Origin of the sequence: Pseudonocardia autotrophica (assembly GCF_003945385.1) — a bacterium.
GTDB lineage: Bacteria > Actinomycetota > Actinomycetes > Mycobacteriales > Pseudonocardiaceae > Pseudonocardia > Pseudonocardia autotrophica.
Map to the genome: position 1 here is coordinate 2,956,328 of NZ_AP018920.1, position 19,670 is coordinate 2,975,997.

General features: G+C 73.2%; 13 protein-coding genes and 1 pseudogene. 6 read left to right on the top strand and 8 right to left on the bottom strand.

What is annotated here, in order from left to right:
- Positions 1-32: 32 nt before the first annotated feature.
- Positions 33-1,367, bottom strand: a complete 1,335-nt coding sequence (locus tag Pdca_RS14060) for an MFS transporter (RefSeq protein ID WP_373865502.1) — start codon at positions 1,365-1,367, stop codon at positions 33-35.
- A gap of 37 nt (positions 1,368-1,404) precedes the next feature.
- Positions 1,405-2,415, bottom strand: coding sequence for a glycosyltransferase family 2 protein (locus tag Pdca_RS14065; protein WP_158092306.1), 1,011 nt, complete (start codon positions 2,413-2,415; stop codon positions 1,405-1,407).
- Positions 2,416-2,654: 239 nt separating this feature from the next.
- Between Pdca_RS14065 and Pdca_RS14070 the strand changes: the two genes are divergently transcribed.
- Positions 2,655-3,545: an ATP-grasp fold amidoligase family protein gene (locus tag Pdca_RS14070; RefSeq protein ID WP_085915749.1), complete on the top strand. Its 891-nt coding sequence runs from the start codon at positions 2,655-2,657 to the stop codon at positions 3,543-3,545.
- Between the two features lie 4 nt (positions 3,546-3,549).
- Here the strand turns inward: Pdca_RS14070 and Pdca_RS14075 are convergent, their stop codons facing one another.
- Positions 3,550-4,998 carry a lipopolysaccharide biosynthesis protein gene (locus Pdca_RS14075; RefSeq protein WP_085915750.1) on the bottom strand — a complete coding sequence of 483 codons (1,449 nt, stop codon included), beginning with the start codon at positions 4,996-4,998 and terminating at the stop codon, positions 3,550-3,552.
- Between the two features lie 205 nt (positions 4,999-5,203).
- On the opposite strand from Pdca_RS14075, the gene Pdca_RS14080 reads away from it, so the two are divergent.
- Together Pdca_RS14080 and Pdca_RS14085 are read left to right on the top strand one after the other, a co-directional pair.
- Positions 5,204-6,445, top strand: a complete 1,242-nt coding sequence (locus Pdca_RS14080) for an FAD-dependent monooxygenase (RefSeq protein WP_232021565.1) — start codon at positions 5,204-5,206, stop codon at positions 6,443-6,445.
- Between the two features lie 129 nt (positions 6,446-6,574).
- Positions 6,575-7,846, top strand: a complete 1,272-nt coding sequence (locus Pdca_RS14085; protein ID WP_085915751.1) for an FAD-dependent monooxygenase — start codon at positions 6,575-6,577, stop codon at positions 7,844-7,846.
- On the opposite strand, the gene Pdca_RS14090 is transcribed toward Pdca_RS14085, so the two are convergent.
- Positions 7,830-9,344: an APC family permease gene (locus tag Pdca_RS14090; RefSeq protein WP_085915768.1), complete on the bottom strand. Its 1,515-nt coding sequence runs from the start codon at positions 9,342-9,344 to the stop codon at positions 7,830-7,832. The two genes, Pdca_RS14085 and Pdca_RS14090, sit on opposite strands and share 17 nt — an antisense overlap.
- Positions 9,345-9,789: 445 nt before the next feature.
- Here Pdca_RS14090 and Pdca_RS14095 point away from each other — a divergent pair, with 445 nt between their 5' ends.
- The 3 genes and pseudogenes from Pdca_RS14095 to Pdca_RS36885 all read left to right on the top strand — a co-directional run.
- Positions 9,790-10,908 (top strand): hypothetical protein, encoded by a 1,119-nt coding sequence (locus Pdca_RS14095; RefSeq protein ID WP_085915752.1) that lies wholly within the window; start codon positions 9,790-9,792, stop codon positions 10,906-10,908.
- Positions 10,909-11,109: 201 nt separating this feature from the next.
- A complete protein-coding gene (locus Pdca_RS14100) occupies positions 11,110-12,018 on the top strand; it encodes a cation diffusion facilitator family transporter (RefSeq protein WP_085915753.1) in 909 nt (302 codons plus the stop codon).
- Positions 12,019-12,103: 85 nt separating this feature from the next.
- Positions 12,104-12,388, top strand: a pseudogene (locus Pdca_RS36885) (alpha/beta fold hydrolase); the annotation flags it as partial.
- A gap of 494 nt (positions 12,389-12,882) precedes the next feature.
- On the opposite strand, the gene Pdca_RS14110 reads toward Pdca_RS36885, so the two are convergent.
- The 4 genes from Pdca_RS14110 to Pdca_RS14125 all read right to left on the bottom strand — a co-directional run bounded on the left by Pdca_RS14110 (position 12,883) and on the right by Pdca_RS14125 (position 19,651).
- Positions 12,883-16,338 (bottom strand): ABC transporter ATP-binding protein, encoded by a 3,456-nt coding sequence (locus Pdca_RS14110; RefSeq protein WP_197719986.1) that lies wholly within the window; start codon positions 16,336-16,338, stop codon positions 12,883-12,885.
- A 161-nt stretch (positions 16,339-16,499) separates the two neighbouring features.
- Positions 16,500-17,015 carry a hypothetical protein gene (locus tag Pdca_RS14115; RefSeq protein ID WP_085915755.1) on the bottom strand — a complete coding sequence of 172 codons (516 nt, stop codon included), beginning with the start codon at positions 17,013-17,015 and terminating at the stop codon, positions 16,500-16,502.
- The gene (locus Pdca_RS14120; RefSeq protein WP_085915756.1) at positions 17,008-18,540 is read right to left on the bottom strand and encodes a tripartite tricarboxylate transporter permease; all 1,533 of its coding nucleotides are present in this window, start codon (positions 18,538-18,540) and stop codon (positions 17,008-17,010) included. The genes Pdca_RS14115 and Pdca_RS14120 overlap by 8 nt, the downstream gene beginning before the upstream one ends.
- A 4-nt stretch (positions 18,541-18,544) precedes the next feature.
- Positions 18,545-19,651, bottom strand: a complete 1,107-nt coding sequence (locus Pdca_RS14125) for a type 2 periplasmic-binding domain-containing protein (RefSeq protein WP_085915757.1) — start codon at positions 19,649-19,651, stop codon at positions 18,545-18,547.
- Positions 19,652-19,670 lie beyond the last annotated feature (19 nt).

Sequence of the window (19,670 nt, forward strand, 5' to 3'; positions counted from 1 at the left end):
GCAGCGTTGGCCCGCGGAACAGCCGGGCCGGATCAGCCGGCCGGGACCCGGCGGCCCGGGAGGATCGCGGCGAGGAACAGCACGACCAGCCCGGCCAGCGGGACGATCAGCAGGCCGGTCCGCAGCCCGGCGGCGTCCGCGATCACCCCGATCACCGGCGGGGACAGGAGGAAACCGACCCGCATCAGCCAGGTCACCACGGTCAGCCCGGTCCCCGGTGCGAGGCCCGGGATCCGGTCGGCGGCGGTCATCGCTGCCGGGACCAGGGTCGCCACCCCGAAGCCGGCGATCCCGAACCCGGCGACGGTGCCCGGCACCGTCGGGAACGCGAGCGCGGTCCCCATCCCGGCGAGCACCAGGCCACCCCCGGCCCTGGTCACCGCCCGCTGGCCGAACCGGTCGACCATCCGGTCGCCGATCAGCCTGCCGACGAACTGGCAGCCCTGCAGGGCCACGAACCCGAGCCCGGCGACGGCCGCACCGGCACCCAGGCCCTGCAGGTACACGGCGGCCCAGGTGGCGCCGGCGTCCTCGACGATCGTCCCGGAGTTCGCGACCAGCCCGAACGCCAGCAGGAGCAGGACCGTCCGGAACCCGAGCCCGGCCCAGGGGCGGCTGCCGGTCGGCGACAGCCGGTCCGCGGCTGTGCCGGTCTTCGCGGCCGCGTTCGAGGCGGCACCCGTGGCGGTGGCTGTGGCCGTGTTCGTAGCCGAGCCGGCGGAGTCCGTGGCGGTGTCCGCGGAGTCCGTGGCCGGGGCCGGAGCGGCGGCGCGCTCGGCGTCCTCCGGCCCGCGCAGGAGCAGCGGGTACACCGCGACCGCGATCAGCACCGACAACACCGACGACAATCCCAGGTGCAGCGGGAGCAACAGCGCGATCCCGGCCGCCGCCGACCCCATCAGTCCGCCGGCGACCGCGCCGACCGACCACAGCGCGTGGAACGAGTTCAGGATCGACCGGCCGTAGCGGCGCTGTACCCGCAGGCCGTGCGCGTTCTGGGCGACGTCGACGACCGCGTCCGCCGCCCCGACCAGGAACATCGCCGCCGCGAACAGGCCCCAGCCCGGGGCGAACCCGACCAGCACCACACCGGCGGCGATCGCGGCCATCCCGAACGACGCCACCCGCGACGACCGGTACCGCGCGATCAGCGCGCCCGCGGTCAGCCCGGCGAGCAGGGCGCCGAACGGCATCGCCGCCACGGCCAGGCCCAGCTGGGCGTTGCTCAGCCCGAGATCGTCCTTGATCTGCGGGAACCGGGGGAGCAGGTTCGCGTAGACCAGGCCGTTGGTGAGGAACACCAGCCCGACCCCGGCGCGGGCACGTCGTTCGATCCGGCCGGGCCGTTGCGCCGTCGTTCGTTCCACCACCCGGCGAGCATGCCTGACGGCACCGGCCGGGTGATCAGCCCCGCAGCGAGCTGAGCTTCCCCGCGGTCCGCAGCGCCCCGGACATCCCGCGGTAGGCGCTCTTGCGGGCGCCGTCGCGCAGGTTGCGCAGCTGGGCGCGACGATCCCGCCCGGCGCCGTTCCAGGCCAGCAGCGACCGGCCCCACGGGTCGCGGGCCAGCGCTGCGGTGCCTGCCTCGCGGGCGAGCAGCGACCAGCGGTCGCCGAAATCGTCCAGCCCGTCCCGATAGGCGAACACGGCGGGCCGCACGTAGGCCATCCCGGGGTGCATCCGACGCATGCCGGGGGCGTAGTCGGAGATCACCTTGTCCAGGCACTCGAAGCGCCGCTGCCGGTTCGAGCTGATCGAGCCGGTGCGCATCAGCCGCATGTCGAGCAGGTACCGGCGGGTGCCCCACATCAGCGGGTAGTTCGAGCCGGTCGCGATCCGCAGCCACATCTCGAAGTCGACGGCGGAGGGCAGCGACGAGTCGAACCCGCCGACCTGGTCGAAACAGGCCCGCCGGACCATCAGCGAGCTGCCGTTGTGCGGCGGGTTGTTCTCGACGAGCTGCTTGTCGACGTCGATCCGGCCGGCCGGCTGCCAGCGCAGCGCGACCACCTGCCCGCTCTCGAGCATCACGCGGCTGTGGCAGTAGGCCATGCCCACCCCGGGCGGGGCGGTGTGCATGGTCTCCAGCATGTGCCGCAGGAACTGCGGGTGCCAGCGGTCGTCGCCGTCGAGGAACGCGACGAACGGGGCGGCGCTGTCGGCGAGCGCCCGGTTGCGGGCGGCGCCGGAGCCGCCGTTCTCGACCTGGATCAGCCGGATCCGGGGATCGAGGGCGGCCCGCGCACGCACGACGTCCGCCGTGTCGTCGGTCGACCCGTCGTCCACGATGAGGTACTCGAAGCGTGACTCGGTCTGTGCGAGGACGGAGTCGATGGCCTCGGCGATCCACGGACCGACGTTGTAGGCCGGGGTGATCACGGTCACCAGAACGTTGTTGTTCCGCACGATCGGCACGTTATCAAGGCTCCTTCCGGGTGTGCGCGGCGGATCACGCACCCACCGTCATTCGTCCGGAGGGGTTATCCCTGACCCTGCACCACAAGGGCACTGCTCCGACAGTGTGATCATTGTCCGCGAACCGCAACGGCTCCGGATTCGAAGGAGTCCTCGTCCGGCGGCGTCCCGGTGTCACACCTGCCTGCACGACGTGCCCGGGGACGGGTGGCGAGGGGGGCTCCTCTACCCTCCGGAGAATGTCGTTCGACGCTCGGGTGATGCTGTCCCGGCGGCTCCGATTCCTGCCGCACCGCGCATTCGCGATCATGCACCACGCTTTGTTCCAGGGTGAGATCACGACGTTCCGGAAGCCGAAGACCTACGCACAGTTGCTGGCGAAGAAGAATCTCGGCGAACAGACCGAACTGGTGCACGTCACCGCGGACAAGTACCGGGTGCGCACGCACGTCGCGGACCGGGTCGGGGCCGAGCACCTGATCCCGCTGATCCAGGTGGTGGAGCGGGCCGAGGACCTCGACCTGGAGAGCCCGCAGCGGCCCTACGTGGTCAAGGGGACGCACGGCTGCGACATGACGATCCTGGTCCCGCACCCGGCCGCCGCCGACCACGCCAGGATCCGGTCGACGGTCGCGCGCTGGCTGCGCACCGACTTCTTCCGGCACGGCTGGCGGGAGCGGCCCTACGAGGGCCTGACCCCGCGCGTGGTGGTCGAGGAGATGATCGGCGACGGGACCGCGGCGCCGAACGACTACAAGTTCTTCGTCTTCCACGGCGAGCCCGCCATGGTCGTGGTCGACCAGGACCGGTTCGTCGCGCACACCTCCACGATGATGCACCCGGACTGGGTGCCGTTCCGGATCTCCGGGCGGTTCTCCCAGGCGCAGGCGCTGCCGGAGAAGCCGGCGGGCTACGAGCGGATGCTCGAGATCGCCCGGTCGCTGGGGAAGGACTTCACCTTCGCCAGGGTCGACCTGTACGACGTCGACGGGCACGTCTACTTCGGCGAGATCACGCACAACCCGGGCGGTGGCCTGGTCCGGCTGCGGCCCAGGGAGTTCGACCGGGCGCTGGGCACCCTGTGGCGCAACGGCACCCCGATCCCCGAGCGGTTCATCGACCGCGACTGACCGGTCAGTCGCGGATGCGCGGGATCCGCCGGGTCGGGTCGGTGCCGTCATCAGCCGGTCCTGCCGGGCCGGTGCTGTCCTCGACGCGCCCGATCACCTCGGTGACCTCGCCGGCGCCCGGATCGGCCGGAACCGACGGGCGGTCCGGTACCGGATGGGTGCCGCGCAGCCAGCGGACGACGATCGGCGCGAGGAACACCGCCAGCAGCAGCTCCGCGGCCAGCCACGACCAGCCGACCGCGGCCAGCCCCAGCGACGGCGAGAACAGCACCGTCCCGCCCAGCACGACGACCGCGTGCACGAGCTGCTGCACGGCCAGCGGCCCGGTCCGGTTCGCCAGCCGGGAGCGGGTCATCCAGAGCGTGACCACGACCCGCGGGATCATCGAGATCATCAGCAGCTGCAGCAGCAGCGAGCCGTTCTCGGAGTACGCCCGGCCGTAGAGCAGCAGCAGCAATGGTGCGGCCAACGCCACCAGGACCGCCGCCGGCAGCACGATGACCGCGATCCGGCGCAGGATCGCACGGGCCAGCAGGTGCGCCCGCGCCGGATCCCGAGCCCCCTCGACGACCAGCGACGACGTGATCGCCACCGACAGCATGTTCATCGCGATGAACACGGTCTGGGCGGGCAGCAGGTAGGCGCTCTGCTCCGGGCCGAGCAGCTGGAGGATCAGCACCGGCAGGAACGACGACGTCGCCTGGTTGAACACCTGGCCGACGTAGTCGCCCGCCATGTAGCGGCGCAGGGTCGATGTCGCGGGCGCCCCGGCACCGGGCTCGGCGGCCGACTCCGCCGCGTGCCGAGGGACCAGCCGGCGTGCGATCAGCAGTGTGAACGGCACCAGCAGCGCGAGCACCGGCGCCGACCAGGACGTGAACACCCCGTCCGACACCGAGGTGAAGGACACCGCGACCAGCAGCATCAGCTTGACGACGCCGTACACGCCGTTCTCCAGCGCGACCCACATCGCCGAGCGCAGGCCGGTGAACACCTGGTCCTGCAGGTTGAAGATCGACCACGCGGCCGTCGAGATCACGAACCAGAGCGCGAAGCCGGGTGAGACCCACAGCGGGTCGCCGGGTGAGTGGACCAGGTTCAGATAGATCATCACCCCGGCCGAGGCGACGGTGCCGAGCCCGGCCGACACCGCATAGGCCAGCCGCACCAGTCGCGCCGAGTCGTTCCCCGCGGTCGGCAGGAACCGGATCAGCGCCTGCCCGAAGTTGAGCGTGGTCAGCACCGAGATGAGCATCATCAGGTTGACCAGCGCCGAGCCGCGCCCGACGTCGTCGGGGGTGTAGGTGCGCGCCGCGAAGATCCAGTACAGCAGGCCGAACCCGGAGTTGACGACCGTGTTCAGCATCAGTGCGTAGGCGTTGCGGTAGAGCGGGTTGCTCATCTCCCGCCGCACCGACCGGACCCGGCCGGCGAGCATGCCGCCGACGCTCACCGGACGCCTGCACAGCGGGTGAGGGACCGTCCGGTGCCGCCGCCGGCGGCGCTCGCAGCGAACACGATGCACACGCTAACGACGACCCGCCGCCGTCGACGGTCCGGGTGGGGCACCGAGGGCCGCACACCCTGATCGGGACTCGCGAACGTTGCGCTACGGTGCCAGTCCATTGGGGTGAATACCTGAACCGAGGGGGCTTCGGTTGCGTATAGCGTGCGTCGGGGGTGGACCCACCGGCCTCTACCTGGCGATTCTCGCCCGGCTGCGTTCCGGCGGCCGCGACGAGGTGGTCGTCCACGAGCGCAACGAGCGCGGCTGGACGCACGGCTTCGGCGTGACCTTCGGCGAGGATCTCCTCGACGACTTCTTCCGCACCGATCCGGCCGGGGCGCCCGCGCTGCGCCGGGCGTCACGGCTGTGGAGCGATCAGATGGTGCGCATCGGTGATCTCAAGCCGGTGCACCTCGGCGGCAAGTACGGCTACTCGATGGCCCGCGTCACGATGCTGCAGGTGCTGACCGATCGGGCCGAGCAGCTCGGCGTCGATCTGCGGTTCGGCAGCAACATCGGGAGCCGGGACGAGATCGACGCCGACATCGTCGTCGCGTCCGACGGGGTCGGCAGCCGGCTGCGCACCGCCCGCGCCGAGCACTTCGGCACGACGCTCGAGCCGGGCGAGAACCGCTACGTCTGGCTCGGCACCGACCGCAGCGTCGACGTGTTCACCTTCGCGTTCGAGCGCACCGACGCCGGCTGGATCTGGTTCTACGCCTACCCCTCGGCCGACGGCGCCAGCACCTGCATCGTCGAGTGTGCGCCGGACACCTGGGCCGGTCTCGGGCTGGACACCGCGACGACCGCCGAGGGGCTGAGCCTGCTCGAGTCGATCTTCTCCGACGCGCTCGGCGGGCACCGGCTGCTCGCCCCCGCGACCGGGCCCGGTGCGGCCGACGTGCTGCCATGGCTGCGGTTCCGTGAGGTCCGCAACCGCACCTGGCGCGACGGCGACCTGGTGCTGGCCGGCGACGCCGCGCACACCACGCACTTCGGGATCGGCTCCGGCACCGTGCTCGCCGTCCAGGACGGGGTGGCGCTGGCCGACCGGCTGTACGGGACGTCCGGTGGCCGGACGGCCGTCGAGGACCGGATCGCCGCTCTGTCCGCCTACGACGCGCGGCGCCGCGCCCAGCTCTGCCCGGTCCAGGACATGGCCCGCCGCAACATGCAGTGGTTCGAGCGGGCCGGGGAGCGGCTGGAACGGGGCGAGGACCCGGTCGAGTTCTCCTGGGCGCTGCTGGACCGGCGCGGTGACATGAGCAAGTTGCACTACCGGCTGCACCGGGCGACCCAGATCGGCCCGGTCCGCCAGGTCCGCCGCACCCTGACGAGCGCCCGCCGGGTCCGGCGGGCCGCCCAGCGCGGTGAGCGGGGGGCGATCGGCTGAGGCAGCCCCGCGTCCCCTGATCGTCACGTTCCGGCACGGAACCGGCTACCCCTCGTAGCACCGGTGTCCGGTTCTTCGCCTACCCTTGCGACGGGCCTGTCGGTCGACGGTCCGCGGAAGGGATGTGGCGTGAAGATCGTGTGCGTGGGCGGCGGCCCGGCCGGCCTCTACACCGGCATCCTGGCGCGGCTTCGCTCCGGTGGCCGGGACGAGGTCGTCGTCGCCGAACGCACCGCGCCGGGTACCGCGTCCGGTTTCGCCGTGACCCTCGGTGAGGACATCCTGGACGAGCTGTACCGGACCGACCCGGTCGGCGCCGAGGGCGTCCGGGCCGCCGCGCACGTCTGGGGCGACCAGGTCGTCGAAGTGGGCGACGAGACGGTCCATCTCGGCGGACGCTACGGCTACTCGATCGGACGGTCCCGGCTGCTCGAGGTGCTGACCGCCCGGGCCCGCCAGGTCGGCGTCGACCTGCGGTTCGAGACGGCGGTCGCGGCCGACGGCGATCTCGCGGCCGATCCGCTCACCGCGGACGCTGACGTCGTGGTCGCCGCGGACGGGATCGGCAGCGCGATCCGCTCTGCGCGGCCCGGCGACTTCGGCACCCGGATCGCGCACGGCGCCAACCGCTACGTCTGGTTCGGCACCTCGAAGCCGTTCCGCGCCTTCACCTTCGCCTTCGCTCGTACCGACGCCGGATGGATCTGGTTCCACGCCTACCCGGCGGCGGACTGCGTCAGCACCTGCATCGTCGAGTGCACCCCACAGACCTGGCGGGGGCTGGGACTCGACACCATGGCGGCCGACGACGCGATGCGGCTGCTGGAGGGGATCTTCCACCGGTCGCTCGACGGCGAGTCGCTGATCGCCCCACCCGGCGCGGACTCCTCGCCGTGGCTGGAGTTCCGGGAGGTCCGCAACACCTCGTGGCGCTCCGGGAACGTGGTACTCGCCGGCGACGCCGCGCACACCACGCACTTCGCGATCGGGTCCGGCACCGTGCTCGCGGTGGCCGACGCGATCGCTCTCGCCGAGGAGCTCTACCCGGCGCACGGCCCGGACGGCGGGTTCGAGCCGGCCGTGGACATCGAGGCCGCGCTGGCCGCCTACGACGCGCGCCGCCGGGCGGCGATGGCGCCGGTGCAGGAGATGGCGCGGCGCAGCATGCAGTGGTTCGAGACCGTGCCGCAGCGCCTGGAGGGGGTCGACCCGGTCGAGTTCTCCTGGTCGCTGCTGGACCGGCGCGGCGACCAGGGCCCGCTGCACCGGCGGCTGCACGAGGCCACCCAGCTGGAGCCGGTCCGGCAGGTCCGCAGGCGGCTGACCTTCGCCCGGCGGTTGCGCCGGGCGCTGCGCCGGGGCGAGGTGAGCGCGGTCGCCACGCTCACCGGGTGTCCGTGACCCGCTCCTCCGCCAGGAACGAGTGCTTGCGGCCGTAGAACACGTAGACCAGCAGGCCGAGCAGTAGCCAGCCGACGAACCTGATCCAGGTGTCCAGGTTCAGGTTCAGCATCAGGTAGAGGCAGGCCAGCGCGGTCAGCGCCGGGACGACCGGTGAGAACGGCACCCGGAACGGGCGCTCCAGGTCCGGCCGGGTGCGGCGCAGGATCGGCACCGCGACCGCGACGACGATCATCGCCGCGAGCGCCCCGATCGAGACCATGTCGGCCAGCGCCGTGATCGGCGTGACGGCCGCGATGGCCGCGCACACCACTCCGCCGATGATCGTCATCCGGTGCGGGGTGCCCCACCGCGGGTGCGCGGTGCCGATCTTCTCGGGGAGCAGCCCGTCGCGGCCCATCGCGAAGCCGATCCGGCCGATGGTGACCAGCTCGACCATCATCACCGACGTCAGACCGGTGACGGCGCCGATCGCGATCAGCGCACCGACCCACGGCAGGCCGACCGAGGAGAACGCGGCGGCGAGCGGCGCCCCGGTGTCGATCTCGGTGTAGGGGACCATCCCGGTGAGGACGATCGACACCCCGACGTAGAGCACCGCGCAGATCGCGAGCGCCCCGAGCAGCCCGATCTTGAGGTCCCGGTTCGGGCGCCGCACCTCCTCGCCGAGGTTGGCGAGCGCCTCGAAGCCGGTGTAGGCGAAGAACACCACCGCCGCGGCGGTGAGCATGCCGCCGACGCCGTACACGGTGGGCTCCAGCCCGAACACCCCGGACACGATCGGCTGGGTGAAGACCGTGCCGCCGTCCTCCGCGGGCCGGGCCGGCGGGATGAACGGGGTGAGATTGGCCGGGTTCACGTAGAACGCGCCGACGGCCAGGATCAGGAGGCACACCGCGAGCTTCACCAGCACCAGGACGTTCGTCAGCCGCGCCGACTCCCGGATGCCGGCGACGGCCACCACGGTCAGCACCGCGATGATCGCGACCGCGCCGACGTTGATCGTCGCGTCCTCGCCGAACCAGGCCGACGGCAGCCCGAACAGCTCCGCGAGATAGCCCGACCAGCTGCGCGAGACGACCGCGAGGCCGAGCCCGAACTCCAGCAGCAGGTCCCAGCCGATGATCCAGGCGACGGTCTCGCCGAGGGTGGCGAAGGCGTAGGTGTAGGCCGAGCCCGCGGTCGGCACCGACGAGGCCAGCTCGGCGTAACAGATCGCGGCCAGTCCGGCGACGACCGCGCCGATCAGGAACGACAGCGTGACGGCCGGCCCGGCGTGCTGCTGGGCCTCGACCCCGGCGAGGGTGAAGATGCCGGTGCCGATGATGATGCCGACGCCGAAGCCGACCATGTCCCGGGCGCGCAGCGAGCGCCGCAGCGGACTGCCGGCCCCTGTGCTGCCGGAGCTGCCGGAGCCGCCGGGGCTCTCGGCACCGCCGGAGCCGTCCGGGCCGCCGGCGGCATCCCGGCTCCTGGCGAGAATCCGTTCCAGCGGCATCGTGCGCGACCGGCCCACCGTGGCCCCCCGTTCGTCGAATCGTTGCGCGACGGTATGCCCAGCTGTCCGGGCACGCTCGACGGGGGACGGTCCGTGTCCGAGTCGTCACGGAACGCCGGGTTCTGTGGAGAATCCTGATAATCCTGTGTGAACGTTCAACGGCACCTGTCCGGAACCGGCCACGATCGGTGAGGATCGGGCCGGGCCGGTTCCCGTCGCGACGTCGGTCGTCCGCCGGTTCCTGGACGGGGGAGCGGTGCCCGGACGACGCCTGAACCGCTGGGCGGGTGCGCTTGTCGCGGTCGTCGCCGTCTCCGCACCCACCGCGTTCGGTGCCGGGATGGCACCGGCCGGTCCGAGCGCGGCTGCGGCCGCATCGGCGGGGGCAGAGTCGCCGGGGGCTGCATCTCCGGGATCGGCAGCTCCCGAGCCCGTACCGTCGGCCGTGGCGGACGCCGGCACGCCGGTCCCGTCGGCCGTGGCGGATGCCGGCACGCCGGTCCCGCCCACCCCGGCCGTGCCGTGGTCCACATCCGAACCCCCGACGGCCGCCACCGCACCGGGCGGCCCCGGCCCGTCCGACACCCCGGCTCCGCCGGCGCCCTACATCCCGGAGCCGCAGGTCGAGCCGCCGGTGCAGGATCCGGAACCGGCGGCCGACGACGGTGGGGCCGCGTCCGCCGACACCGGTGCCGCGGATCCGGTGCGCCCGCCCGCGCTCCCGGGCCCGGCGGGGGAGTCGGCCGCGTCGGCGCTCCTCGGGACCACACGGGATCTGTTCTTCGCGATGACCGCGCCGGACGCCGGCACCGGGTTCGCCCCGCGCGAGGCAGTCGATCTGCCGCCGGGCACCCTTCCGGTCGCCCGCGAGGACGAGGACGACCTCCAGCTCTCCTGGGCTCTGCTCGACACCGCCACCGGCCGGTGGACCGGCTCGGCCGACGCCGACAGCACCCGCACGGAGGCCGAGTCGACGATCAAGGCATGGCTCGCCGCGGACACCCTGCGTGCCGCGGCCGAGGCGCAGCGCCCGGTCACCGACGACGAGCGGGCCGACATCGCCGCTGCGGTGCGGGCGAGCGACGACTCCGCCGCGGAGCGGCTCTACCGGCGGGCCGGCCGGGAGGATGCGACCGACCGGCTGGCGGCCGAGTGCGGGGTGTCGGTGGCGACGTCGCGGCCGGGCTGGTGGTCGTTCACCCAGATCAGCGCCGTGGACGCGGCGGCGATCCTGGCCTGCGTCCGGGACCGCGCGCCGGACTGGCCCGGCGGCTCCGAGCTGCTCACCGACCTGGCCTCGATCACCCCCGACGGGCGTTCCGGGATCCACGGGCTGCTGCCCGGGGCCGTCGCGGAGAAGAACGGCTGGACCCGGCACGGCGCCGGCTTCTGGAACGTCAACTGCGTACTGGCCTGGGAGGGCCGCGCACTCGCCGTGCTCACGAGCTATCCGGCGAAGCGCGACGTCGAGTTCGGCTGGACGGCCTGCCGCGACGTCGCCTCCGACGTGCTCGCCGCGGACGGCGTACGGATGACCCCGGACGTGCTCGCCGACGGTGGCTGAGCTCCACCCGCGGGGTCCCGCCGTGCTCACCGGCGGCCACTGACCTGCGCCCGCGGTCCCGCACGCCGGCACACCGACTCACCGGCCGGCGCCGTGCCGGCCGCCGAGTGCGCCACCGTCTCGCGGAGGCGTGCGCCCTGGCGCCGGACCGGAGCCCAATCCGTTTAGACATGCGAATACATGCATGAGTAAGCTGCCGGCATGGGTCATGGACACGGAGGCCACGGGCACGCCGGCGGGGACCGGCGCCGGCTCGCGATCGCGCTCGCCATCACGCTGTGCACCGCGGTGCTCGGCGCCGCAGGTGCGATACTCACCGGCTCGCTGGCGCTGCTCGCCGATCTCGGGCACCTGCTGACCGACGCCGGTGCGCTGTTCGCGGCGCTGATCGCGTCGATACTCGCCGCCCGGCCGGCGACCGACCGCCGGACCTACGGCATGGGCCGGGCCGAGGTGCTGGTCGCGGCGCTGAACGCGCTGACCCTGGTCGCGGTCGTCGTGTGGGTGGCGGTCGAGGGCATCCAGCGGTTCTTCCAGCCGGTCGAGATCCCGGGCCTGCCGCTGCTGGTCATCGGTGTGCTCGGGCTGCTCGGCAACATCGCGGCGCTGATCGTCCTGTCCGGCGGCGACCGCGGCAACATGAACATGCGCGGTGCGATGCTGCACGTGCTCGGCGACGCGCTGGGCTCGGTGGGTGTGCTCGCCGCAGCGCTGGTGCTGATGACCACCGGCTGGCCGTACGCGGACACGATCGCGTCGCTGTTCATCGTCGCGCTGATCCTGCCGCGGGCGGTCGGGCTGCTGCGAGAGGCGTCGCACGTGCTGCTGGAGGGCGCGCCGAAGGGGATCGACGTCGGTGCGGTGCGCGCGGCGCTGCTCGCCGTGTCCGGGGTGCGCGAGGTGCACGACCTGCACCTGTGGGCGATCAACGACCGGACCCCGGCGATGTCGGCGCACCTGGTGGTGGACGAGGAGAGCGAGCTGCACTGCGGCAGCGAGTCGGTGCTGGACCGGGCGTCGCACGCGTTGCGGGAGCAGTTCGGGCTGCAGCACTCGACCTTGCAGGTGGAGCACGGCGCGCACGTCGCGCACGAGGACCACTGCGGCTGAGGCCCGGCCGGGGGATCCCGGTGCGGCGGATACGGTGTGCGCCGTGAGTACCGCACCGTCCCCGGGGCCGAACGACCGGTGGGCGGTGGCCCCGGACGGCACCCGGATCGGCTTCGACGTCGCCGGTGCCGGTGAGCCGCTGCTGCTGCTCGCGGGGCAGGCGAACTCGCGGGACTGGTGGGGGCCGGTCCGCCCGGACCTCGCCGGCCACCGGACGATCGCGGTCGACCACGCCGGGACCGGGACCAGCGACGACGTGGCCGACGGGCACTGGAGCACCCGGCGCTTCGCGCACGACGCGGTGGCCGTGCTCGACGAGCTCGGCATCGAGCGGGCGCACGTCTACGGCACCTCGATGGGCGGCCGGATCGCGCAGTGGATCGCCGTCGATCATCCGGATCGGGTCGGGGCTCTCGTCCTGGGCTGCACCAGCGCGGGCGGCCTCGGCACCGCACCCGCCGACCGGGGGATCCTGCGCACCCTGGCCGGCCCCCCGGGGCCCGCGCGCCGCGAGCTGGTCCGTCTGATGGTCGGCGGCGGGTGGGCCGGTCCGCTGCCGGTCCTGGGCGACGCGTCGATGACCACCAGGGCCCGGGCGGGGCACCGCCGGGCGAGTGCCCGGCACGACGCCTGGGAAGCGCTCCCCGCCATCACCGCGCCGACCTTGGTCCTGCACGGCGACGCCGACGAGTACACGCCCGTGGCGAACGGACGACTGCTGGCCGAGCGGATCCCGGGCGCGGAGCTGGTCGTCGTGGCCGGGGGCGCGGCACGCGTACTTCCTGGACCGGCGGGAGCAGGCGTCCGCGCAGGTCCGGCGGTTCCTCGCCGAGCACCCGCTCCCGGCCGGGTGAGGCGCGGGCCTCAGCCCGCCAGATGCGACCAGCGCGCCGCGAGCTCGTCCCACGGTCCCTCGTCGGCGACCCGGCCCCGGTCCAGCACGAGCACCCGGTCGGCCCGGGCCAGCGCGGCCCGCTTGGTGCTCGCCCCGATCACGGTGCTGCCCCGCCGCCGTAGCGCGGCCCACAGCTCGATCTCGGTGCGGACGTCCAGCGCCGACGACACGTCGTCGGCGACGATCAGCTCCGCCCCGGTCGCCAGCGCCCTGGCCATCGCCAGCCGCTGCACCTGGCCGCCGGAGAGCCGGATACCGCGATGCCCGACGACGGCGTCCGGGCCGCCCGCCGATGACACGTCGCGGGCCAGCCGGGCGTCGTCCACGGCGGTGGCGACCGGCCGCCGGTGGGACAGCGCGATGTTGTCGTCGAAGCTGCCCGAGAGCACCCGCGGCACCTGACCGACGTAGCCGACCTGGCCGGGCCGCAGGAACCCCTCCGGATCGTCGACGCCGCGCCCGTTCCACCGGATCACGCCCTCGTACCCGACCAGCCCGGCCAGGCCCGCGAGCAGGCTGGACTTCCCGGACCCGACCTGACCGGTGATCAGCACCAGCTCGCCGGCGTCGACGTCGAGATCGACGCCCTCCACCCCGACGGTGCCGTCGTCGTGCACCGCGGTGACCTTCTCCAGGGTCAGCCGGCGCAGCCGCTCGCGCGGCACCGGCGGCGGGTCCGGCGCCCTCCCGGCGACGACGTCGACACCCGCCGGGAGCCGGGTCGGTTCCGCCGGCCCGGCGAACGGCGTGATCGCGCGCAGCCAGCGCCGGGCGATCGGCGCCTCGGTGACGGCGGCCGCGCAGACCTGCCCGAGGAATCCGGCGCCGTTCAGCGTCGTCGACACCAGGATCGCGACCGCCAGATCCCAGCGTCCGGTCAGGTACATGGCCCAGGTCAGCACGACGGCCGCCTGCATCAGCACACCCGGGACACCCTCGAGCAGCACCCGGATCCGGTACTCGCGCACGGTGGCGCGCACCCGGCGCGCGTCGACCTGCCCGAGATGCTGTTGCAGCACACCGGTGGCGGCGGCCAGCTTCACCGTGCGGGCCGCGTCGAGCGCCGATCCGAGCGAGGTGCCGAACCGGGCACGGGCATCGGCCGCGGCCCGCCCGGCCCGTCCGGCGAACGGCGCACCGACCGCGGCCACCCCGGCGCACAGCAGCAGGAACACGCCGATCACCGCGGCCACCCGGACGTCGCCCGCGATCAGGCCGGCGACGGTCACGACGATCACCGAGTTCACCACGTCCACCCAGCGGTCGACGTAGAGCACCATCCGGTCCGAGTCGAGCGCGCGCGCCACCACCTCGCCGGCCGGTGCGCGGACGCCACGGTGCTGCATCGTCTGGCCGCGCAGCACCGCCAGCCGCAACCGCAGGGTGGTCGCCGTCCACCAGCGCGGATAGGTGCGGAACGCGACCGCGATCCACACCGGGAACAGCAGCAGCACCCCGGTGAGCACCAGCGCCGGGCCCCACGGCGTCGCACCGCCCTGCAGCGCGGCGGCGACCTGTCCCCACAACCAGCCGGTGACGACGCCGGTCGCGCCGGCCAGCGTCGCGATGCTGAACATGGCTCCGCCGACGAGCCCCCACCGCGGGTGCACGAACGCCAGCCGCAGCGTGGTCCACCACAGCTTCGGGACGGGGACCGGTGCGGGCACGGGGGCCGGACGCCGGGCCGACCGGTGCAGCAGGCCGTCCTCGGCCGGGTCGTCGGACGGGTCGTGGGACTCCGGCGCCGGCCTGTCCGGCTCACCGGTGGAGGCGAGCAGCTCGGCGTAGTGCCCGGACCCGGCGGCCAGCTGCGCCCGGTCGCCGTGCTCGACGAGCCGGCCGTCCTCCAGGACGGCAACCGTGTCGGCCCGCCGGATCGTCGAGAGCCGGTGCGCGACCACGATCCCGGTCCGGCCGGCCAGCAGTGCCTGCGCCGCCCGGGTCACCCGTTCCTCGGTGCGCGGATCCATCCGGGCGGTCGCCTCGTCCAGCACGACGACGGCGACGTCGCGCACCAGCAGCCGGGCGAACGCCACGAGCTGCTGCTCACCGGCGGACAGCGTGATCCCGCCGACGCCCAGGCGGGTGTCCAAGCCGTCGGGCAACGCGCCGACCCAACCGTCCAGACCGAGCGCGGACACCGCGGCCCGAACCGCGTCGCGGGGCACCGCGGGATCGAGCAGCGTGATGTTCCCGGCGAGCGTCGTGGCCAGGATCTCGGTGCGCTGGGTGACGACCCCGACCCCGCGGCGCAGGTCGTCGAGGGCGATCGTGCGGACGTCCCGCCCGCCGATCAGCACCTGCCCGTGCGGCGGCTCGATCGCCCGGGACAGGACCTTCGCGATCGTCGACTTCCCGGATCCGGTGCGACCGACGAGTGCACAGGTCGTCCCGGCGGGGACGGTGAGGTCGATCCCGGCGAGCCGGAACCCGCCGTCGTAGCCGGCGGTGAGGCCGCGCAGCCGCACGTCGGCCGGGGCGTCCGGGAGCGGCAGCCCGCCGTCCGGTTCACGCTCGGCGAGCAGCAGCGAGCGGACCCGGGTGAGGGCGCCGATGCCGGCCTGGATGTCGGGCATCCGGTCGACGATCGCGTCCACCTGGGAGACGAACGCGGTGACCAGGATCCACAGCGTGACCAGCGCGGCGATCCCGCCGGGATCGCCCGCGACCAGCCACACACCGCCGATCGCGACCGCGCCCAGCAGGGCGTGCGCGACGAACCCGGCGCGCAGCCCGACCTGGGTGGCGACGATGCAGGTGGCGTGCACCCGGGCGATGACCGCGGCGGCCCGGATCGCGTAGCCGCGCACGACGTGCGGCTGCCCGAGCGAGGTGCGGACGTCGTCCTGCCCCGCGATCGCCTCCTCCAGCTGCGCGGAGTGATCGGACCAGGCGATCTCCTCGGCGATCTTGCAGCGGGCGAGCAGCGGTGTCAGCGGCCGGACCACCAGCACGACCAGAGCCGCCACCAGCGGGAACGCGATCCAGGCCGGCCAGAACACCAGTCCGGCGGCGATCCACGCCAGCGCCGAGCGGAGCACCGCACGCCCGGTCTCCCAGCCGATCCGCCGGATGAGCTGCGCGAGCTGGCGGGAGTCGTCGTCGACCCGGTCCAGGAGCTCGCCGACCGCCTGGTCCTCGAGCCGGGGGAGCGGCTGGGCGAAGGCGGAGTCCACCAGGTCGGCCCGCAGCCGGCCCTCGGCCCGGCCGACGACCCCGGCGAACAGCACCCGCCCGACGGTGTCCAGCAGGGCCGCGCCGAGCAGCAGCCCGGCGAGCGCCATGACCAGGGTCGCGGTCGGGCCGGCGGCGACCTGCCCGACGACGGTCGCCGCGATCGCCTCGGCCGCCGCGGCGAGCACGGCCGCCCCGATCGCGACGGCGGAGGCCGGTCCGCCGAGCCGCCGCCACGTCAGCGCTCGCACCAGACACCCCCGGGACCGGACCGTGCAGGCACGGGATCTCCGGTGCCGGTCCGTGGCCCGACGCTAGCCGGGCGGCGGGCGCGATGCCGCTGGTTTTCCGTGTCCTCTGTGTCCTTCGTGTCCTCTGTAGACTGTACGGGCCAGCGGCACCGGCCCGGTCGTCACCCGAGGCCGGTGATGATCGCCGGTGGCAGCGCGATGTCGAGGGCGACCACGACGACGTTGAGCAGCACCGCGAAGACCGCCGTGGCCGGCACCACGAACTTCCAGCTCAACCCGGACTGGAGGCGGGTCACCGCGACCAGCCACAGCAGCGCGGCGAAGAAGAACGGTATGAACAGCGCCAGCACCGGCAGCGCGATCAGCCACCCGGTCCAGGCCAGCGCCCGCATCCCGACGCTCGGACCGGCCGGCCCGGTGCCGGGCTCCCCGGAGCCCCGGCCGTCGTCGAGCGAGGCACCGATGTCGGTGATGTCGCCGTCGACGACCGGTGCTCCGCGCCGCAGCTTGATCAGGTCGACGGCGAGCGAATAGCCGGCGACCAGCGAGCCGGCGACGGTGACGAAGGCCGGGAACCAGTAGGTGGGCGTGTGCAGTGAGCTCAGCGACAGCGTCGCGGCGGCGAGGAAACCGGCCAGCACGGCGACCCCGACGGCGATCCGGGTCCGGTCAAGCATTCGTCCTCCGATCGTCGCTGCCGCCGTCGGCCTGTGCGGTCGCCCGGTCGAGCACGGCGCCGGGACCGGCGCCGGTGAAGCTGCTGGCGATCGTGATCGCCGCTATCCCGAGGATCACCAGCACGGACGGCCAGAGCAGCCAGTCCCATCCGTAGCGGCTGACCGAGAGCCACAGGTAGTTCTCCGCGGCGGGGCCCAGCACGAAGCCGATCAGCAGCGGCGGACGCGGCCACTTCATGGCCTGCATCAGCCAGGCCAGCAGCCCGATCACGACGACGGCGACGAGATCGCCCCACCGGCGTCCCGACTGGTACCCGGCGACCAGCATGATGACCAGCAGGAACGGGGCGTAGGTCCGCGGCTGCAGCAGGCTGAGCCTGCTCAGCGGCCCGACCATGCCCATGCAGGCCAGCGCGCCGAGCACGTTGGCCAGCGCCAGCGTCCAGGCGATGACCAGGATCAGGTACAGGTTCTCCGGGCGCAGCATGCTGGGGCCGGTGGTGACGCCGATCGTGGCGAGCCCGCCGAGCAGGATCGCCGCGGTGGCGCTGCCCGGGATGCCGAACATCAGGGTCGGGACGAGCACCCCGCCGTCCTTGGCGTTGTTCGCGGCCTCCGGGGCGATGACACCACGCACGTCGCCCTTGCCGAAGTTCTCCCGGTTCTTCCGGGCGAGCCGCTTCGTCCCGCCGTAGGCGATCCAGTCGATCACGCTGCCGCCGATGCCCGGGACGATCCCGAGAAACGTGCCGAGCAGCGAGTTGCCGATCAGGACGCCTCGGTGACGCAGCGCGGTGAGCGCGCCGCGCAGCACGCCACCCCGGCTGCTCTGCAGCTCCGGGGTGACCGCCTGGCCCTGGGTGAGCAACGAGAGCACCGACGGCACGGCGAACAGCCCGATCGCGAGGATCAGCAGGTCCAGGCCGTCGTAGAAGTAGAACACGTTGCCGACGAAGCGGTACTCGCCGGTCATCGTGGCGCTGCCGATCGAGGCCAGGAACATCCCGCCCAGCGCGGCGACCAGGGACGGTCCGACCGCGCCACGGGTGAGCACCGCGATCAGGCTGAGCCCGAGCAGGGTCAGCGCGAGCAGCTGGGGCGAGCCGAAGCCCAGGATCAGCGGCCGGGCGAGCGGGATGAGCAGGAACAGGGTCATCGCCCCGAGCACCCCGCCCAGCAGGTTCGCCATGAACGACGCACCGAGTGCGAACCTGCCCAGCCCCTGACGGGCCATCGGATAGCCGTCGACGACGGTCGCCTGGGAGGCCGCCGTCCCCGGTACACCCATCAGGATCGACGGGAAGGTGTCGCCGATCGTGGTCGCCGCCATCAGGCCGATCAGCAGCGCGATCGCGCTGGCCGGCTCGAGCCCGACGACCAGGGGCAGCAGTACGGCCATACCGGTCAGGCCGCTGAGGCCCGGGATGATGCCCAGCATCACCCCGAGCGCGACCCCGGTGGCGGTCCAGAGCAGGTGCTGCGGACTGAGCAGGACCTGCAGCGCTTCCAGCGCGGAGACGAGCATCGTCCTACCGCCTGGAGTCCAGGTAATCCTCGACCCACTGCACGGTCTCGGGGGAGAGGTCCTGGATCTGGCCGACCGAGGCCTCCAGCTCGGCACCGACGAGTGGCTCCGGGTCGGCAGCGAGCAATGTCGCGGCCTCCTCCAGGAAGGCCGGATCGGCGGCCACCGCGGCGGCGGCGTCGGCGGCCGCGGTCCGTGCGGCCTCCGGTGCGTCGCCGTGCATCCAGTAGGTCCGCAACAGGTTGGTCTGGGTCGCGGTGATCGCGGTGTAGGCCTCCCAGCCGGTGCCGCTCGGCTCCTGGCCGGTCAGCATGGCGTAGGCCTCGGGCATCGTGGGCAGGTCGGGGAACGCCGGATCGCGCACGACCTCGCCGTCCCGCACGTATCCCTGCACCATGTGCGGGGTGATCTCGCCCTGTTCGGCGAGCGGGACGACGTTCTGCGCGTAGTGCGAGGACGTCGAGTTGCCGAGGGTGAGCTCCCCGCGCATCACCGCGGTGGTGATGGCGCCGCCGCCGTCGTAGCCCATCAGCGGCTCGAACCGGGGCAGACCCAGCTGCTCCAGTGCGAACACCCGCACCGCCTCGGAGGCGTTGAGCTCCATCCCGCCGTAGAAGACCGGCCGGTCGGACGTCGCCAGCTGGTCGAGCGGTCCGGTGTCACCCGGCCCGTAGAGGATCATGCCGCCGCCGAAGGCCACCACCGGCTGGTAGCCGGCGAGGTCGAACTGGATGCCCTCCGGGTCGAAGTGCGACGAGCTGATCAGCCCGCCGCTGCTCATCGCCATGTTCAGCCCGTTGTGCTCGGAACGCTCGTAGGCGTTCATGCCCTCCTTCTGAGCACCACCGGGAACGTTCTGGATGACGATCGAGGGGTTCCCCTCCAGCTCCGCCGTGAAGTGCTCGGCGAACAACCGGCTGAACCGGTCGGAGGTGTCGCCGGCGGCGAACGGGACGTACAGCGTGATCTCGTCGTCGGCCGTGTAGAACGGGCCGCCGTCATCGGTGCCGGATCGGGCCTGCTGGGTGTTCGTGACCCCACAGGCGCCGAGCAGGAGGACGGCGGCGGCGATCACCGCGCCGCCGATGAGGTGTCTACCGCGTCGCACCATCAAGAATGCTCCATTGCAT

Coding starts and splice junctions, on each gene's coding strand:
- Pdca_RS14070 (WP_085915749.1), top strand. CDS start 2,655: ATGTCGTTCGACGCTCGGGTGATGCTGTCCCGGCGGCTCCGATTCCTG.
- Pdca_RS14090 (WP_085915768.1), bottom strand. CDS start 9,344: ATGCCGCTGGAACGGATTCTCGCCAGGAGCCGGGATGCCGCCGGCGGC.
- Pdca_RS14100 (WP_085915753.1), top strand. CDS start 11,110: ATGGGTCATGGACACGGAGGCCACGGGCACGCCGGCGGGGACCGGCGC.
- Pdca_RS14115 (WP_085915755.1), bottom strand. CDS start 17,015: ATGCTTGACCGGACCCGGATCGCCGTCGGGGTCGCCGTGCTGGCCGGT.
- Pdca_RS14120 (WP_085915756.1), bottom strand. CDS start 18,540: ATGCTCGTCTCCGCGCTGGAAGCGCTGCAGGTCCTGCTCAGTCCGCAG.
- Pdca_RS14125 (WP_085915757.1), bottom strand. CDS start 19,651: ATGGTGCGACGCGGTAGACACCTCATCGGCGGCGCGGTGATCGCCGCC.